Consider the following 16855-nt stretch of genomic DNA (forward strand, 5'->3'; position numbering starts at 1 on the left):
TGATTACTTACCGAACACGAACGGCATAACGATGCCGATGAGGGCGAGCGCCTCACAGAAGGCGAAGCCGAGGATCTGGTTGGCGCGGATCAGGCCGGCAGCTTCGGGCTGACGGGCCAGGGCCTGGGTGCCGTTACCGAAGATGATGCCGACGCCGACGCCGGGGCCGATGGCGGCGAGGCCGTAGCCGATGGAACCGAGCGAACCGGAGACAGCGGCGAGGGTCTCAGTGGCAGCCATGCTGAATCTTCCTTCTCTTTCTTGGACCGGCGGGGGTTGGCCACCGGACGTTCTGGGGCTTGCGGGGGGCGGTGGCTCAGTGGTGCTCGGCGAGCGCGCCCTGAAGGTACGAGCAGGCCAGCAGCACGAAGACGTACGCCTGGACGACCTGCACGAAAAGCTCGAAGAGGATCATGATGATGGTCATCACGAACGACACACCGGCCGCCGGAATCATCCAGCTGTTCAGCAGGTACCAGGAGGCGACCGTGAACATGACCAGCATCAGGTGGCCGGCGAACATGTTGGCGAAGAGTCGCACCGCGTGGGTGAAGGGGCGCACGATCAGGTTCGAGATGAGCTCGATGAACATGACGAGCGGCAGCACCGCGCCGAGCGACTTGTCGTAGCCGGTGACGTTCTTGAAGAAGCCGACGAAGCCGTGGCGCTTGAACGTGACCGAGACCCAGAGGATGTAGACGATCGCGGCGAGCACCAACGGGAAGGCGAAGACCGACGACACCGGGAACTGCGCCAGCGGGATCACGGACCAGATGTTCATGATCCAGATGAAGAAGAACAGCGAGACCATCAGCGGGACGTACTTCTCGCCCTCGCGCTTGCCGAGCGTCTCGTAGACGATGCCGCGGCGCACGAAGTCGTAACCGGCCTCGCCGACCATCTGCAGCTTGCCCGGGATCACCTTGGCCTTGCCGAAGGCCGCCCAGAAGAAGCCGACGACGACGATCGTGGCGAGCAGGGCGAGCAACATCACTTTGTTGAACTCGAACCCTCCCACCGTGGCGATCGGCTTGAAGAGGAACGAGTGCAGGCCCGGAGCCGGAAAGCCACACCCGTTGTCGGACATGATCCGACAGCTCCAGTCAAAGGCGAGCTGGGTCTGGTCAGCACTCACCACGGGCTCCTTCGGCGTGACGCATAGGTACGGCAACCTCGTTGTGTCGGCGCGGCGCGCAGCCGCGGTTCGGCACTGGACTGGTGTAACGGATGTGAGGGCGGCTGTGGGGCATCAAGCCTCGCGATTGAGCAGGCGTCAGCTCAGATGCCCGCGCCCGCGATGCCGCAGTTGGCACCGGACGATAGCAGGATCTCCCACATGGCTTTATCCCGCCCCTACCCCTCACGACGAGGACCCTGATTTCTCGGGCTTCTCGCTCTTCTCGGGTTCGGGGTCGACATAGAAGATCTTGGCCTTCATGTGCGCCCGCGCCTGCGCCGCCATCCACACGACGGTCGCGAGGACGAGGCCGACCGCGAACGCCTTGGGATTGAACAGTGACGTGTTCTTGAAGAGAGCCACGAAGATCAGGAGCAGCAGGAGCTGGGCCACGTACAGCATCAGGCCCATGGCCTGGAACAGCTGAGGAAGCGTTTTCGCCGTCCACTGCAGGACGTAGAGGCCGATCCCCATGAAGAGGATGGCCAGCAGCGTGCCGATGCCTGCGCCGAGCGCGCCTTCGCCACCCGCGACCACGCCACTGACGGCGACGGCGATCACGCCGACAGCCGCTGTGGGGACAGCGGTGTGCAGTAGGTTCCGGGCGTCATTGGACGGCATGGCGGCAACTCCGCTTGCTTCGGGGGCAGGGTGTCGTCATGGACGAGCGTAGTCCCGGGCTGAGAGAGAACCTCACGCCAAGGGGCCGTCTCACTGCGGCCCTTCGGCTCTATCCCGGGTTCTCGTGAACCGTATCACAAACTATTTGATGCGGTCTTTACCTAGAAGGTGTGCTCGCTGTCACACATGAGAGTGAACCTGCGCGTCTGTGCAATATCGGGGGCAACTTGTCTGGTATTGACGCGGTTTGCCGATGATCGCTCTTGCAGAATTCTTACTTTGCGTCAGCGTGAAGATTCGGCTTTGCGCCCTTCCAGGAAGCGCCCACGGGGGCCAATTGCCGTCGCCCCATTGACTCCTGAGACACCTGTGACGACCGGGGAACGGTGTTCACGGACGCCCTCTTCCCGCTCCTGGGCCGCCTTCTCGTGGGAGGCCGGCTCCTCGTACGCGAGGGAGGCCATGGCCGCCTCCGCCTCGGCCGCCAGGGCGCCCCTGCGACGGCGGCGGTAGCGCGGCGGCACCAGGTTCTCGGCCCAGCGCGGGGCACGGGGCGTGAAGCGCGGCAACAGGAGCAGTACGAGACCCACCGCGCTGAGCGCCGCGATGCCGAGCACGATCCACATGGACGCCGAGTTCACCGAGTAGGCGAGCGCTCCGAAGGCGATCAGTGCCGACCAGAAGTACATGATCAGGACGGCCCGGCTGTGCGAGTGCCCGACCTCCAGGAGCCGGTGGTGCAGGTGCCCGCGGTCGGCCGCGAAGGGCGACTGACCGCGCCAGGTGCGCCGCACGATGGCGAGCACCAGGTCGGCGGCCGGGACCGCGATGATCGTCAGCGGCAGCAGCAGCGGGATGTAGACGGGCACCATCTGGTGCACGGTGTTGCGCTCCGAACCGGAGAACAGGTTCATCGCGTCCGGGTCGATCTGCCCGGTGATGGAGATCGCGCCGGCGGCCAGCACCAGGCCGATCAGCATCGAGCCGGAGTCGCCCATGAAGATCCGCGCGGGGTGCATGTTGTGCGGCAGGAAGCCCAGACACATGCCCATGAGGATCGCCGCGAAGAGCGTCGCCGGGGCGGCGGCCTCGATGCCGTACGAGTACCAGATGCGGTACGCGTACAGGAAGGACGCGGCGGAGGCGATGCACACCATGCCGGAGGCGAGACCGTCGAGGCCGTCGACGAAGTTCACCGCGTTGATCGTGATGACGACCAGCGCCACGGTGAGCAGGGTGCCCTGCCACTGGGTCAGCGCGACCAGGCCGACGCCCGGGATGGGCAGCCACAGGATCGTCAGACCCTGCATGACCATCACGCCCGCGGCGATCATCTGACCGCCCAGCTTGATCAGGGCGTCGATCTCGAACTTGTCGTCCAGGACACCGATCAGCCAGATCAGGGCGGCGCCGGAGAGCAGCGCGCGGGGCTCGTTGGAGTCCGAGAACACCGCGTTGAGGTTCCGCAGGTGGTCGGCGACCAGCAGGCCCGCGCACAGGCCGAAGAACATAGCGATGCCGCCGAGCCGCGGCGTGGGTTCCCGGTGCACGTCACGTGCCCGGATCTGCGGCATGGCTCCGGCCACGATCGCGAACTTCCGTACCGGCCCTGTCAGCAGATACGTCACCGCGGCCGTGATGCAGAGCGTCAGCAGATATTCACGCACGGGCTTCCCCACAGGTCTCGCTGGCCATCTCAGCCCCACACCCTAGCGATGCGCGCATATGGTTGGGGACTTCCGGGTAGCGACGATGGTTGCACGAGTGGCTGTGCACACGAGTGCGCGTACCCCTCACTCGTCCGGATAGGGCGGAAATCTCCCGGTCAGATCCCGCACTTCTTCACGCGCCCGCTTGCTGTCGGTCTCGTCCCGCAGCACCGCCGCGAACAACTTCGCGACCTGCGTCATCTCCGCCTCGCCCATCCCCTGCGTGGTCAGCGCGGCCGTGCCGAGGCGCAGGCCGCGGTCGTCGCCGTGGGGCAGCGCGCAGGTGTCGAGGACCATACCGGCGGCGGCGAGACGGCCTCGCGCGCTGCGGCCGTCGACACCGAGCGGAGCGGTGTCCGCGGTCAGCATGTGGGTGTCGGTCCCTCCGGTGGTGAGGGCGAGTCCTTCCGCGGCCAGCCCCTCGGCCAGCACCTTCGCGTTGGCGACCACCTGGTGCGCGTACACCGCGAAGGCGGGCGTCGCGGCCTCGCCGAACGCGATGGCCTTGGCGGCGATGGTGTGCATCTGGGCGCCGCCCTGGGTGAAGGGGAAGACGGCCCGGTCGACCCGCTCGGCCAGCTCGCTTCCGCACAGGATCATGCCGCCGCGGGGGCCGCGCAGCACCTTGTGCGTGGTGGCGCAGACCACATCTGCGTACGGCACCGGGCTGGGCGCCGCTCCGCCGGCGACCAGGCCGATGGGGTGGGCGGCGTCGGCGATGAGATAGGCGCCGACCTCGTCGGCGATCGCCCGGAAGAGCGCGTAGTCGATGTGCCGGGGGTAGGAGATCGACCCGCAGACGATGGCCTTCGGGCGGTGCGTACGGGCCAGCGTGCGCACCTGCTCGTAGTCGATGAGCCCGCTCTCCGCCTCCACCCGGTACCCGACGAAGTCGAACCAGCGGCCGGAGAAGTTCGCGGGCGACCCGTGCGTGAGGTGGCCGCCGAACGGCAGCCCCATGGCCAGGACGGTGTCCCCGGGCCGCAGCAGGGCGGCGTACGCGGCGAGGACGGCCGAAGATCCGGAGTGGGACTGCACGTTGGCGTGCTGGGCGCCGAAGAGGGCCTTGGCGCGCTCCACGGCCAGGCGCTCGGCGACGTCGACGATCTCGCAGCCGCCGTGGTGGCGGGCGCCGGGATACCCCTCGGCGTACTTGTTCGCCAGCGGCGACCCGAGAGCGGTCAGCACGGCCCTCGAGGTGAAGTTCTCGGCCGCGATCAGCTGCAGCGTCGTCGACTGTCGCGCGAGCTCCCCCATCAGGATCTCGGCGAGCTCCGGGTCCTGCCGACGCAGAACATCCGCTTCCAGCGTTTGTGTGACCGGCATGGTGGACTCCGGACCTCGGCGGGGTGCGCTATGTCCAATGTAGAACCGGGGCCGGTGGGACGCCCGGTGTTACGCCCTATCGGGCGCCCACGAGAAAACGCCCACACCGGCCTACGCGCGCGCCCGCACCCCCGTCAACGCCGTCACCACCGGATCCAGCGCCTCGTTGATCTCATCGCCGATCGAACGGAAGAACGGCAGCGGCGCGCCGTACGGATCGAAGACCTCGTCCGCCTCCGCCGTGGGGGCCAGCAGCCACCCGCGTAGAGCGGCCGCCGCACGGACCAGCGCACGGGCCCGCTCGACCACACCGTCCTCCAGGGGAGGCAGCGTGGCGGGATCTATGGCGCGGACCAGCCTGGTGAACTCCTTCAGGGTGAAGGTGCGCAGGCCCGCGGAGTGGCCCATGGAGATGACCTGGGCGCGATGGTCGCGGGTCGCGGTGAGGACCAGGTCGGCTCTGATGACGTGGTCGTCGAGGAGCTCGCGGCCGACGAAGCCGGAGGCGTCCGCGCCGAAGTCCGCGAGGACCGTCTCGGCGTTGGCCTCCATGGGGGCGCCCTCGTGGCCCCAGGTGCCGGCGCTCTCGACGATGAGGCCGCCCCACAGGGGGTCGCCCAGCCGGTCCGCGAGGGCATGGCGGGTCAGCCGCTCGGTGATCGGCGAGCGGCACACGTTGCCGGTGCTGACGTGGAGGATGCGGAAGGACCCCCTGGGGGACCCGTTGGCCCCCGTGATCCCCGTGCCTATGCCACGCCCCGCGTCAGGGGCTGTCAATTCGCCACCTCGAGGTCGGGTACGACCTTCCGGAGCTCCTCCGCCGACAGGGCACCTGCGCGCAGCAGGACCGGCACCTTGCCGGTGACGTCGACGATCGAGGAGGGAACGTTGCCGGGGGTCGGACCGCCGTCCAGATAGACGGAGACGGAGTCGCCGAGCATCTCCTGCGCGGCGTCACAGTCCTCGGGAGCCGGGTGTCCCGTGAGGTTCGCGGAGGATACGGCCATCGGGCCGACCTCCGTCAGCAGTTCGATGGCGACCGGGTGCAGCGGCATACGGATGGCCACCGTGCCCCGGGTGTCCCCCAAGTCCCACTGCAGGGACGGCTGGTGCTTGGCGACGAGGGTGAGCGCACCCGGCCAGAACGCGTCGACGAGCTCCCAGGCCATCTCGGAGAAGTCCGTGACGAGGCCGTGCAGGGTGTTCGGGGAGCCGATGAGGACAGGGGTGGGCATGTTGCGGCCCCGGCCCTTGGCCTCGAGGAGATCGGCGACGGCTTCCGAGGTGAACGCGTCGGCGCCGATGCCGTACACCGTGTCCGTCGGGAGGACCACCAGCTCGCCACGGCGGACGGCGGACGCGGCCTCACGCAGACCGGTGATGCGGTCGGTCGCGTCGTTGGTGTCGTATCGCCGTGCCATTTAGGGAGCCTCCTCGTACACGTACTGCTGGCTGGGGATCACGATGCGCGCGCTCACGGCATCGCCTTGCGGGCGGTCGCGAACCGCGGCCGGTTGTTGAGGTCCGGGTGGTCGGCCGCGTCGGCCCAGCCCCGCTCCTCGGTGAAGATCCACGGCACCTGCCCGCCCTGGGTGTCGGCGTGCTCGATCACGACGACGCCGCCCGGGCGCAGCAGCCGGTGCGCGGTGCGTTCGATGCCGCGGATGAGGTCGAGTCCGTCCTCGCCGGAGAACAGGGCGAGTTCGGGATCGTAGTCCCGGGCCTCCGGCGCCACGTACTCCCATTCCGTGAGCGGGATGTACGGCGGGTTGGAGATCACCAGGTCCACCTGGCCGTCGAGGTCCCTGAAGGCCTCCAGGGCGTCTCCCTGGCGCAGGTCGACCCTGGACCCCTCGACGTTCTTGCGCGTCCACTGGAGGGCGTCCTCGGACAGCTCCACGGCGTGTACGCGGGAGCGCGGGACCTCCTGCGCGAGCGCGAGCGCGATGGCGCCCGAGCCGGTGCACAGGTCGACGATCAGCGGCTCGACGACATCCATCGCGCGGACGGCGTCTATGGCCCAGCCGACGACCGACTCCGTCTCCGGGCGCGGGACGAACACCCCGGGGCCCACCTGGAGTTCCAGATAGCGGAAGTAGGCGTGTCCGGTGATGTGCTGGAGCGGCTCGCGGGCCTCGCGGCGCGCGGTCACCTCCCAGTAGCGGGCGTCGAAGTCCGCGTCCTTGACGGTGTGCAGCTCGCCCCGCTTCACGCCGTGCACGAAGGCGGCGAGCTCCTCCGCGTCGTTGCGCGGCGAGGGCACGCCGGCGTCGGCCAGCCGCTGGGTGGCCTGGGCCACTTCCGCGAGCAGCAGGTTCACGCTGGTCCTCCGGGGCTGAGCTGTTGTCGTACGACTTGACGAGCGGGGCTTGCCTTGACGAGCGGGACTTACAAGTACGGCCTTACGCAGCCGCGTTCGGCCGTTCGGCCGTTCGGCCGTTCAGCCGTTCAGCCGTTCGGCCTTACGCGGCCGCGAGCTTCGCGGCCGAGTCGGCGTCGACGCAGGCCTGGATCATCGCGTCGAGGTCGCCGTCGAGCACCTGGTCCAAGTTGTACGCCTTGAATCCGACGCGGTGGTCCGAGATGCGGTTCTCCGGGAAGTTGTACGTGCGGATCTTCTCGGAGCGGTCGACGGTGCGGACCTGGCTGCGGCGGGCGTCCGCGGCCTCACGCTCCGCTTCCTCCTGCGCCGCGGCGAGGAGCCTGGAGCGCAGGATACGCATCGCCTGCTCCTTGTTCTGCAGCTGGCTCTTCTCGTTCTGGCAGCTCGCGACGACTCCGGTCGGAATGTGCGTGATGCGCACCGCGGAGTCGGTCGTGTTGACGGACTGACCGCCGGGGCCCGACGAACGGTAGACGTCGATGCGCAGATCGTTCGCGTGGATCTCGACGTCGACCTCCTCGGCCTCGGGCGTGACCAGCACACCGGCCGCGGAGGTGTGGATACGGCCCTGCGACTCGGTCGAGGGCACCCGCTGCACGCGGTGCACGCCGCCCTCGTACTTCAGGCGCGCCCAGACACCCTGACCGGGTTCGGTGGCGCCCTGGCCGCCCTTGGTCTTCACGGCGACCTGGACGTCCTTGTAGCCGCCGAGCTCGGACTCGGTGGAGTCGATGATCTCGGTCTTCCAGCCGACGCGCTCGGCGTAGCGCAGGTACATGCGCAGCAGGTCGCCGGCGAACAGGGCCGACTCGTCGCCGCCCGCGCCCGCCTTGATCTCGAGGATGACGTCCTTGTCGTCGCTGGGGTCACGCGGGACCAGCAGCAGCCGGAGCTTCTCGGTGAGCTCCTCGCGCTGCTTCTCCAGCTCCTTGACCTCGGCCGCGAAGTCCGGGTCGTCGGCGGCGAACTCCTTCGCCGTGCCGATGTCGTCCCCGGTCTGCTTCCAGGAGCGGTACGTCGCGACGATCGGGGTCAGCTCGGCGTAGCGCTTGTTGAGCTTGCGCGCGTTGGCCTGGTCGGCGTGGACCGACGGGTCAGCGAGCTTCTTCTCCAGATCGGCGTGCTCGCCGATGAGTTCCTCGACCGCCTCGAACATCTCCGGCTCCAATGGACTGTCCCCAGCTCCATGATGGGCTCGGGGACGTAGGTAAGACGAATGGGGGCTGCACCGCAAAGCGCCGGTCCCGGCGTCCCCGTGCCGGGGACACCGAAGACCGGCGCTGTGGGCTCGCTACTTCTTGGCAGCGGCAGCCTTGCCGAAGCGGGCCTCGAAGCGGGCCACACGGCCACCGGTGTCGAGGATCTTCTGCTTGCCCGTGTAGAACGGGTGGCACTCGGAGCAGACCTCGGCGCGGATGGAACCGCTGGAGATCGTGCTACGGGTGGTGAACGACGCGCCACAGGTGCAGCTGACCTGCGTCTCGACGTACTCGGGGTGGATGTCGCGCTTCAAGGTGTCTCCTAGTTTCGGGAGGGCGCCGGGTCGCCGCCGCGGGATGCGGGTGCGTGAACCGGAGCCGACGTACCAGTCTGCCAGCACTGTCGCCATCCCCCAAAACCGGGGGCAAGGATGATCTATTCCCGAGCCCGCGTACGGGGCTCGGACAGGGCTCGTACGAGGCTCGCGCCGGGGCTCGTACGAGCCTCGTACGGGCCTCGGCGCGGCTCCGTACCGGCTTCAGCCCGAGCTGACGACGCCCTTGGCGGTGCCCGTGGCCGTCCCCTTCGTGGCCGCCTTCGGGATCGTCCGGTCGTTCTTCAGGGCGTTCCACACCAGCCGCGCCTTGGCCTTGTCGACGAGGACGCGGTTGACGTCCGCGCTGTCGTACTGGACCGGCATCGTCACCATGTTCATGTTCGACGAGCTGATGCCCTTGAGACCGTTGGCGAAGGACGCGAGGCTCTTGACCGTGCCGAGGTCGGAGTCGGTGGTGACGGTCTTGGTCGCGGTGTCGGCGAGGTCGTACAGCTTCGTGGGGCTGGACAGCACGCCGATGTGCTTGACCTGGTTGACCAGGGCCTTGATGAACGCCTGCTGGAGCTGGATGCGGCCGAGGTCGGAGCCGTCGCCGACGCCGTGCCGGGTGCGGACGAGACCGAGCGCCTGCTGTCCGTCGAGGGTGTGCGTGCCGGCGGTCAGGTTCAGATGGCTGTCGGGGTCCTTGATGTTCTTGGTGGTGGTCACCCGAACACCGTCGAGGTCGTCGATGAGCTTCTGGAAGCCGCTGAAGTCGACCTCGATGTAGTGGTCCATGCGGATACCGGACATGGATTCGACGGTCTTCACCGCGCAGGCGGCCCCGCCGGTGGAGTACGCGGAGTTGAACATCACGCTGGTCGCGGCGGCGTGGGTGACGCCCTTGGCGTCGGTGCAGGAGGGGCGCGGGACGAGGGTGTCGCGGGGTATGGAGACCACGCTGGCCTTCTTGTGGCCCTCGTATATGTGCACGATCATCGCCGTGTCCGAGCGGGCACTGCCGTCGTCGGTGCCGCCGCCCAGCTTCTTGTTGCTGCCGGAGCGGGTGTCGGAGCCCAGGACCAGGATGTTCTCGGAGCCGTTGTCGACCTTCAGCGGCCGGTCGGTACCGAGGGCCTGATCGATGTCGACGGTCTTGATGTTGCCGTTGAGCTTGAAGTACAGGTAACCGGCGCCGGTGCCCCCCAGCACCACGATGCCCGCCGCGGTCCAGGCCGTGATGAGCAGGGCCTTGCTTCGCGTGCCGCGCGGCTTGCGGCGGCTGCCCTTCGCGCGGCGACGCGGGACGCTCGTGCCGGGCTCGCCCGGTGTGCCGGGTTCCGGCATGCTCTCGGCAGGCATGTGCTCCTCTTGTCCTCGTTGCGGTCGGTTACCCCCTGCTTCCAGGGCCAAGCCCATTCCGTCGGCGTGACACGTATTGCCCCATGTTCACTCCGCACGGTCAGACCGCGAAACTGGGGAAAGGGTTGCACAAGGCAGCGCGCCCACCGCGTGGCGCTATGGGCACAGTGTGTGACGAGTGGGCTCGGGAAAACCCCGCTCACCTGCGATTTCAGCCGAAGATGTCGTATCGCTCGAAATCGGCACCGATCATGACGACTGTGGCAAAGATCTCGTCGGCCTTGCCGTCGCCGGCACCGCGATCTCGCGACTCGTCGCGCACCGGACCGCACGCCGAACAGGTCCTGCCCGACAGCAAGAACCGGTCGGCCGCGCCCAGTTGGCGCCCGTGCGGGAAGTGCGGCGCGGGTTCCGCCCAGGCGAAACGCCGAGGGCCGCTCCCGTCACGCGTGTGACGGGAGCGGCCCTCGGCGGTGCGGATGTCGTCAGTCGTTGCCCGGCATCGGCGTCGTCTTCTGGATCTGCAGCAGGAACTCGGCGTTCGACTTCGTCTGCTTCATCTTGTCGAGCAGCAGCTCGATCGCCTGCTGCTGGTCGAGCGCGTGCAGCACGCGGCGCAGCTTCCAGGTGATGGCGAGCTCGTCGCTGCCGAGCAGGATCTCTTCCTTACGCGTACCGGACGCGTCGACGTCCACCGCCGGGAAGATGCGCTTGTCGGCGAGCTTCCGGTCGAGCTTGAGCTCCGCGTTGCCGGTGCCCTTGAACTCCTCGAAGATCACCTCGTCCATGCGGGACCCGGTGTCGACGAGCGCGGTGGCGAGGATGGTCAGCGAACCGCCGTCCTCGATGTTGCGCGCGGCACCGAAGAAGCGCTTCGGCGGGTAGAGGGCCGTCGAGTCGACACCACCGGACAGGATGCGGCCGGAGGCCGGGGCGGCGAGGTTGTACGCACGGCCCAGACGCGTGATCGAGTCGAGCAGGACGACGACGTCGTGGCCCAGCTCCACCAGACGCTTGGCACGCTCGATGGCGAGCTCGGCGACCGTGGTGTGGTCCTCGGCCGGGCGGTCGAAGGTCGAGGAGATGACCTCGCCCTTGACCGACCGCTGCATGTCGGTGACCTCTTCCGGACGCTCGTCGACCAGGACGACCATCAGGTGGCACTCGGGGTTGTTGACGGTGATCGCGTTGGCGATCGCCTGCAGGATCATGGTCTTGCCGGTCTTCGGCGGGGCCACGATCAGACCACGCTGGCCCTTGCCGATCGGCGCGACGAGGTCGATGATGCGGGTCGTCAGCACACCCGGGTCGGTCTCCAGACGGAGCCGGTCCTGCGGGTAGAGCGGCGTCAGCTTGTTGAACTCCGGCCGCCCGCGCCCGGATTCGGCCGCCATGCCGTTCGCCGAGTCGAGGCGTACCAGCGCGTTGAACTTCTCGCGGCGCTCGCCGTCCTTGGGCTGACGGACCGCGCCGGTGACGTGGTCACCCTTGCGCAGACCGTTCTTGCGGACCTGGGCGAGCGAGACGTACACGTCGTTCGGACCCGGCAGGTAGCCGGACGTACGGATGAACGCGTAGTTGTCGAGGATGTCCAGGATGCCCGCGACGGGGATCAGGACGTCGTCGTCGGCGAGCTGCGGCTCGTTGGCGGCGAACTCGTCGCGGCCGCGACGGCCCCGACGGTCGCGGTAACGCCCGCGACGGCCGCGGCGTCCGCCCTCGAAGTCGTCGTCGTCCTGCGGGCCGTTGTCGCGCTGCTGACGGTCCTGACGGTCCTGCCGGCCGCCGCCCTGCTGCTGCTGACGGTCCTGACGCTCCTGGCGCTGCTGGCCGGCACCGCCCTGGCCCTGCTGCTGCTCGTCGGCCTTGCCTCCACGGCGGTCACGGTCACGGCTGCCCCGCTCGCGGTCGCCACGCTCACCGCGGTCACGACGGTCCCGGCGGCCCTGCCGGCCGTCGACACCTTCACCGGCGTCGGCCTTGGTCTCGGCGGAGGCCTCGACAGCGGCGGCCTTCGGCTCGCTCTTCGCCTCGGCGGTGACCGACTCGGGGCTGCCGGCCTCGGCCACGGCACGACGACGGCGACGCTCACTCGCGGGAGCGTCGTCACTGGCCGGCTGGCCGGGGATCTCGATCTGCTGCTGGGCCACGGCCTTCTCGGCGGCCTTCTTCTCGGCGGCCGGAGCGGCGTCATCGCCCGTACGGGCCTTGGAGGTAGCCCGGCGCTTCGGCTTGGTCTCGGCGGCGTCCTCGGCGGAGGAGGACGCGGCGGCCTTGGCCGAGGCACCCCCGCCCGACTGCGCCTCCTTGATGACCTCGATCAGCTGGCTCTTGCGCATCCGCGCGGTGCCCCTGATACCGAGGCCGGACGCGACCTGCTGCAGCTCGGCCAGCACCATGCCATCGAGGCCGGTACCGCGGCGCCGCCGGGAGCCGGCACCGGAGGCAGGCGCGGCAGAGGCGTCCGTGGCGGGCGCGGCAGCGGTCTCCTCGACACGTGCGCCCATCAGATCGGTGGTGTCGCTCACGAAGGGTCCTTCCCTGGAGCGGACGTCGGCCTGTCTGGCTCGGCGACCGGTTGTGCTGTCCGGCTTAGGTCCTTGCTGTGTGGACCGTGCCGGGGCGGTGGTCCGCCAAAGAGGCGGAAGGCATATCTGGTGATGACGATTCCGGAGCCGTGGCACTGAATTGCGGTGTCATCGGCACGGTCACGCCGGTTCCGGAGCGTGCTCAGCACTGCTCAGCGCATAGCACCCAATGCATGGCACAAAGCAGTTTGGGAGGCTCCCGGAAGAATGGTTGTCCCGGACGGGGACACGAAGCACCTCGCCATGGTGGGGTCGGGTGCAGACTTGAGGTTAACACTACCGGATCCAACAAACATTCCCCCTCTCCAAATCCGGCAACCGCGCGCTTTTAATGGACACCCGCCGGGGCGAGCGGCAGGACGCACGCCCCCGCGTCGTCGAGGTCCAGCCGATTGGCGGCCCACCCCTGACCCGCGAGATGAGCGACCTTGTCGGCGGATTCCTCGTCGGCCAGCGCGAGGACGGTGGGGCCCGCGCCGGAGATCACCGCGGGGACGCCGTCGGCCCGCAGCCGCTCCACCAGCGCCGCGCTCTCCGGCATGGCCGGGGCGCGGTACTCCTGGTGCAGCCGGTCCTCGGTGGCGGGCAGCAGCAGCTCGGGGCGCCGGCTGAGGGCCTCGACGAGCAGTGCGGCCCGGCCCGCGTTGGCGGCGGCGTCGACATGCGGAACGGTGCGCGGCAGCAGACCGCGCGCGGTCTCGGTGAGAACCGGCTTTCCGGGAACGAAAACCACCGGAACGATGGAATCCGCAGGGTCCATCCTGATCGCCCGCGCGGCTCCGGCCTCCATCCAGGAGAGCGTGAAACCGCCGAGCAGACAGGCCGCGACATTGTCGGGATGGCCCTCGATCTCGGTGGCGAGCTCAAGAAGCGCCGTGTCGTCGAGTTTGCTGTCGCCGCCTATGGTCACGGCACGCGCTGCGACGATTCCGGCGCAGATGGCGGCCGAGGAGGAGCCGAGGCCCCGCCCGTGCGGGATGCGGTTGGCGCAGACGATCTCGAGGCCGCGCGGCTGTCCGCCCAGCAGATCGAAGGCGGTGCGCAGGGATCGTACGAGGAGGTGACTCTCGTCACGCGGCAGCGTCTCGCTGCCCTCACCTGCGATGTCGATGTGCAGCCCGGAGTCGGCCACCCGGACGACCACGTCGTCGTACAGCCCCAGTGACAGGCCGAAGGCGTCGAAGCCCGGCCCGAGGTTGGCGCTGGTGGCGGGGACGCGCACCCGGACGGCGGCGGCGCGGAACGCTGGACCGGCCATCGCTCGATGACTCTCCTTGAGCTGCGTGATGTACGAGATTTCCGATGTGCTTCGAGGTGCTGAGAGAGGAACTGCGTACTTCGGATGAACTGCGAGAGGGACTGCGATACGTACGGAAGACCCGGAGACCTCAGTGACTGTCCTGACTGCACTGACGGCGCGGCACCGCGGCATATGCGGCGGGCGGGTTCGGTACAGCTTATCGAAGGAAGGTTCTGTGGCGACATAGGGCGCACAGGAGGCGCACGATGCGTGTCGTAAGCCCCCCGTGCACCCCCTGTCGGGTTGCGCTAGGGATAGCCGGGACAGCGGCCGGATTTCGCCAACTTCTGGCGAATTCCGCCCGCCACTGAAGGCCCCTGACAAGCTCCGACGGCTTCTGGCGGATGTGCGCCAGGCGGCTTTACGCCACACCTGCCCACCCCGTCGTTCGCCGGTCCGAGCCCTCCCGCCCTACGCCAGTCCGAGCCGCTCCGCCGCCGCGGCCGCGTCCACAGGAACGGTGACCGGCTGCGGGGCGCCCGCAACGGCCCAGTCCGGGTCCTTGAGCCCGTTTCCAGTGACCGTGCAGACGATCCGCTGGCCGGGGTCGACCTTGCCCTGCTCGGCGGCCTTCAGCAGACCGGCGACGGACGCGGCGGACGCGGGCTCGACGAAAACGCCCTCCTGCGCGGCCAACAGCCGGTAGGCGCGCAGAATCTCACGGTCCGTCACCTCGTCGATGAAACCGCCGGACTCGTCCCGCGCGGCCAGCGCGAACTTCCACGAGGCCGGGTTGCCGATGCGGATCGCGGTGGCGATCGTCGACGGGTCCTTGACGACCTCGCCACGCACGATGGGCGCGGAGCCGGAGGCCTGGAAGCCCCACATGCGCGGGGTCCGCTTGGCGATGCCGTCGGCGGCGTACTCCGTGTAGCCCTTCCAGTACGCGGTGATGTTGCCCGCGTTGCCCACCGGCAGGACGTGGATGTCGGGCGCGTCGCCGAGCATGTCCACGATCTCGAAGGCGGCGGTCTTCTGCCCCTCGATGCGCACCGGGTTGACCGAATTGACCAGCGCCACCGGGTAGTTGTCCGACAGCGAGCGCGCGAGCGTCAGGCAGTCGTCGAAGTTGCCGTCGACCTGGAGGATCTTCGCGCCGTGCACGAGGGCCTGGCCCATCTTGCCGATGGCGATCTTTCCCTGCGGGACGAGCACGGCACACACCATGCCCGCGCGCACGGCGTACGCGGCCGCGGAGGCGGACGTGTTGCCGGTGGAGGCGCAGATGACCGCCTTCGCGCCCTCCTCCTTGGCCCGGGTGATGGCCATGGTCATACCGCGGTCCTTGAAGGACCCGGTCGGGTTGGCGCCCTCCACCTTCAGGTGGACCTCGCAGCCCGTGCGCTCGGAGAGCACCTGCGCGGGCACGAGCGGCGTACCGCCCTCACGGAGCGTCACGACCGGCGTGCTGTCGGACACCGGAAGCCGGTCCCGGTACTCCTCGATGATTCCGCGCCACTGGTGGGTCATTGCTGGTTACTCTCCTTCAACCCGCATGATGCTGGCGACACCCCGCACGGTGTCGAGGCTGCGCAGCGCCTCCACGGTCCCGTTCAGGGACGCGTCGGACGCTCGGTGGGTGACGACGACGAGAGATGCCTCGCCGCCTCCGTCTTGTCGTCCTTGCTGACGCACCGTATCGATCGATACGCCGTGCTCGGCGAAAACGGTGGCCACCTGGGCGAGAACACCAGGTTTGTCGGCCACGTCGAGGCTGATGTGGTAGCGCGTCACGACCTCGCCCATGGGCGAGACGGGCAGCTGGGTGTACGCGGAGTCGCCGGGCCCGGTCGCGCCGCCGAGCTTGTTGCGACAGACGGCGACGAGGTCGCCGAGCACGGCGGACGCGGTCGGGGCGCCGCCGGCACCCGGCCCGTAGAACATGAGCTGCCCGGCGGCATCCGACTCGACGAACACCGCGTTGTACGCGCCGCGCACGGAGGCGAGGGGGTGGCTCAGCGGAATCATCGCCGGATGCACGCGCGCCGTCACCGATCCCCCGTCCGCCGCCCGCTCACAGATGGCGAGCAGCTTGATGGTGCAGCCCATCTCCTTCGCCGAGGCGAAGTCGGCGGCGGTGACCTCGATCATGCCCTCGCGGTAGACGTCGTCGAGGCGCACCCGCGTGTGGAAGGAGATTCCGGCGAGGATGGCGGCCTTGGCGGCCGCGTCGAACCCCTCGACGTCGGCGGTCGGGTCGGCTTCGGCGTACCCGAGCGCGGTGGCCTCGTCGAGGGCCTCCTGATAGCCGGCCCCGGTGGAGTCCATCTTGTCCAGGATGAAGTTCGTCGTCCCGTTGACGATCCCCATCACACGGTTGATCTTGTCACCGGCGAGGGACTCGCGCAGCGGCCGGATCAGCGGGATGGCACCGGCGACGGCGGCCTCGTAGTAGAGGTCCCTGCCGTTCTCCTCCGCCGCCGCGTGCAGGGCGGCACCGTCCTGGGCGAGGAGCGCCTTGTTGGCGGAGACGACGGAGGCGCCGTGCTCGAAGGCGGTGGTGATGAGGGAGCGGGCGGGCTCGATACCGCCGATGACCTCGACGACGACGTCGATGTCCCCGCGTTTGACGAGGGCGGTGGCGTCGGTGGTGACGAGCTCGGGGTCGATGCCCTCGCGCACCTTGGACGGCCGGCGGACGGCCACACCCGCCAGCTCGACGGGGGCTCCGATCCTGGCCGCGAGGTCGTCGGCGTGCGTCGTCATGATGCGCGCCACCTCTGAGCCGACAACCCCACAGCCCAGCAGCGCCACCTTCAGCGGACGCGTACGCATCATCCGACCTCGTTTCCTCATACCGTCTACGGTTGGACCAGTCTCACTCACCGGACGGGAGTTTCTATCCATGGTCCGGATCGTGAGACATCTATTTC

15 protein-coding genes are annotated in these 16855 nt (G+C 68.7%); all 15 read right to left on the minus strand.

The window, feature by feature from the left end; all coding sequences use genetic code 11:
* Positions 1 to 3: 3 nt before the first annotated feature.
* The 15 genes from OG568_RS18475 to OG568_RS18545 all read right to left on the minus strand — a co-directional run bounded on the left by OG568_RS18475 (position 4) and on the right by OG568_RS18545 (position 16757).
* Positions 4 to 240 (minus strand): hypothetical protein, encoded by a 237-nt coding sequence (locus tag OG568_RS18475; RefSeq protein WP_015657805.1) that lies wholly within the window; start codon positions 238 to 240, stop codon positions 4 to 6.
* Between the two features lie 76 nt (positions 241 to 316).
* Positions 317 to 1087: a F0F1 ATP synthase subunit A gene (gene atpB, locus OG568_RS18480; protein WP_329536382.1), complete on the minus strand. Its 771-nt coding sequence runs from the start codon at positions 1085 to 1087 to the stop codon at positions 317 to 319.
* Between the two features lie 273 nt (positions 1088 to 1360).
* A complete protein-coding gene (locus OG568_RS18485; protein WP_329532375.1) occupies positions 1361 to 1798 on the minus strand; it encodes a hypothetical protein in 438 nt (145 codons plus the stop codon).
* Positions 1799 to 2082: 284 nt separating this feature from the next.
* A complete protein-coding gene (locus OG568_RS18490; protein WP_329532376.1) occupies positions 2083 to 3465 on the minus strand; it encodes an MraY family glycosyltransferase in 1383 nt (460 codons plus the stop codon).
* A 126-nt stretch (positions 3466 to 3591) separates the two neighbouring features.
* Positions 3592 to 4833 (minus strand): serine hydroxymethyltransferase, encoded by a 1242-nt coding sequence (gene glyA, locus OG568_RS18495; protein ID WP_329532377.1) that lies wholly within the window; start codon positions 4831 to 4833, stop codon positions 3592 to 3594.
* 111 nt (positions 4834 to 4944) lie between these two features.
* On the minus strand, positions 4945 to 5610 hold the full coding sequence (locus OG568_RS18500) for an arsenate reductase/protein-tyrosine-phosphatase family protein (RefSeq protein ID WP_266431415.1): 666 nt from the start codon (positions 5608 to 5610) through the stop codon (positions 4945 to 4947).
* Entirely contained in the window at positions 5607 to 6254 is a 648-nt protein-coding gene (locus tag OG568_RS18505; protein WP_054233231.1) for an L-threonylcarbamoyladenylate synthase, read from the minus strand. The genes OG568_RS18500 and OG568_RS18505 overlap by 4 nt, the downstream gene beginning before the upstream one ends.
* A gap of 53 nt (positions 6255 to 6307) precedes the next feature.
* Positions 6308 to 7153: a peptide chain release factor N(5)-glutamine methyltransferase gene (prmC, locus tag OG568_RS18510; RefSeq protein ID WP_266431418.1), complete on the minus strand. Its 846-nt coding sequence runs from the start codon at positions 7151 to 7153 to the stop codon at positions 6308 to 6310.
* A 142-nt stretch (positions 7154 to 7295) separates the two neighbouring features.
* Positions 7296 to 8372 carry a peptide chain release factor 1 gene (prfA, locus tag OG568_RS18515; RefSeq protein WP_054233261.1) on the minus strand — a complete coding sequence of 359 codons (1077 nt, stop codon included), beginning with the start codon at positions 8370 to 8372 and terminating at the stop codon, positions 7296 to 7298.
* A 135-nt stretch (positions 8373 to 8507) separates the two neighbouring features.
* Positions 8508 to 8729 (minus strand): 50S ribosomal protein L31, encoded by a 222-nt coding sequence (rpmE, locus tag OG568_RS18520; protein ID WP_033323852.1) that lies wholly within the window; start codon positions 8727 to 8729, stop codon positions 8508 to 8510.
* Positions 8730 to 8954: 225 nt separating this feature from the next.
* Positions 8955 to 10094: an LCP family protein gene (locus tag OG568_RS18525; RefSeq protein WP_329532378.1), complete on the minus strand. Its 1140-nt coding sequence runs from the start codon at positions 10092 to 10094 to the stop codon at positions 8955 to 8957.
* Between the two features lie 485 nt (positions 10095 to 10579).
* Entirely contained in the window at positions 10580 to 12622 is a 2043-nt protein-coding gene (rho, locus tag OG568_RS18530; protein WP_329532379.1) for a transcription termination factor Rho, read from the minus strand.
* Between the two features lie 388 nt (positions 12623 to 13010).
* Entirely contained in the window at positions 13011 to 13940 is a 930-nt protein-coding gene (gene thrB / locus OG568_RS18535; RefSeq protein ID WP_329532380.1) for a homoserine kinase, read from the minus strand.
* A 453-nt stretch (positions 13941 to 14393) separates the two neighbouring features.
* Entirely contained in the window at positions 14394 to 15452 is a 1059-nt protein-coding gene (gene thrC, locus OG568_RS18540; protein WP_217567841.1) for a threonine synthase, read from the minus strand.
* A 6-nt stretch (positions 15453 to 15458) separates the two neighbouring features.
* Positions 15459 to 16757, minus strand: coding sequence for a homoserine dehydrogenase (locus OG568_RS18545; RefSeq protein ID WP_266591420.1), 1299 nt, complete (start codon positions 16755 to 16757; stop codon positions 15459 to 15461).
* Positions 16758 to 16855: the final 98 nt, after the last annotated feature.

Origin of the sequence: Streptomyces sp. NBC_01450, assembly GCF_036227505.1 — a bacterium.
Lineage (GTDB): Bacteria > Actinomycetota > Actinomycetes > Streptomycetales > Streptomycetaceae > Streptomyces.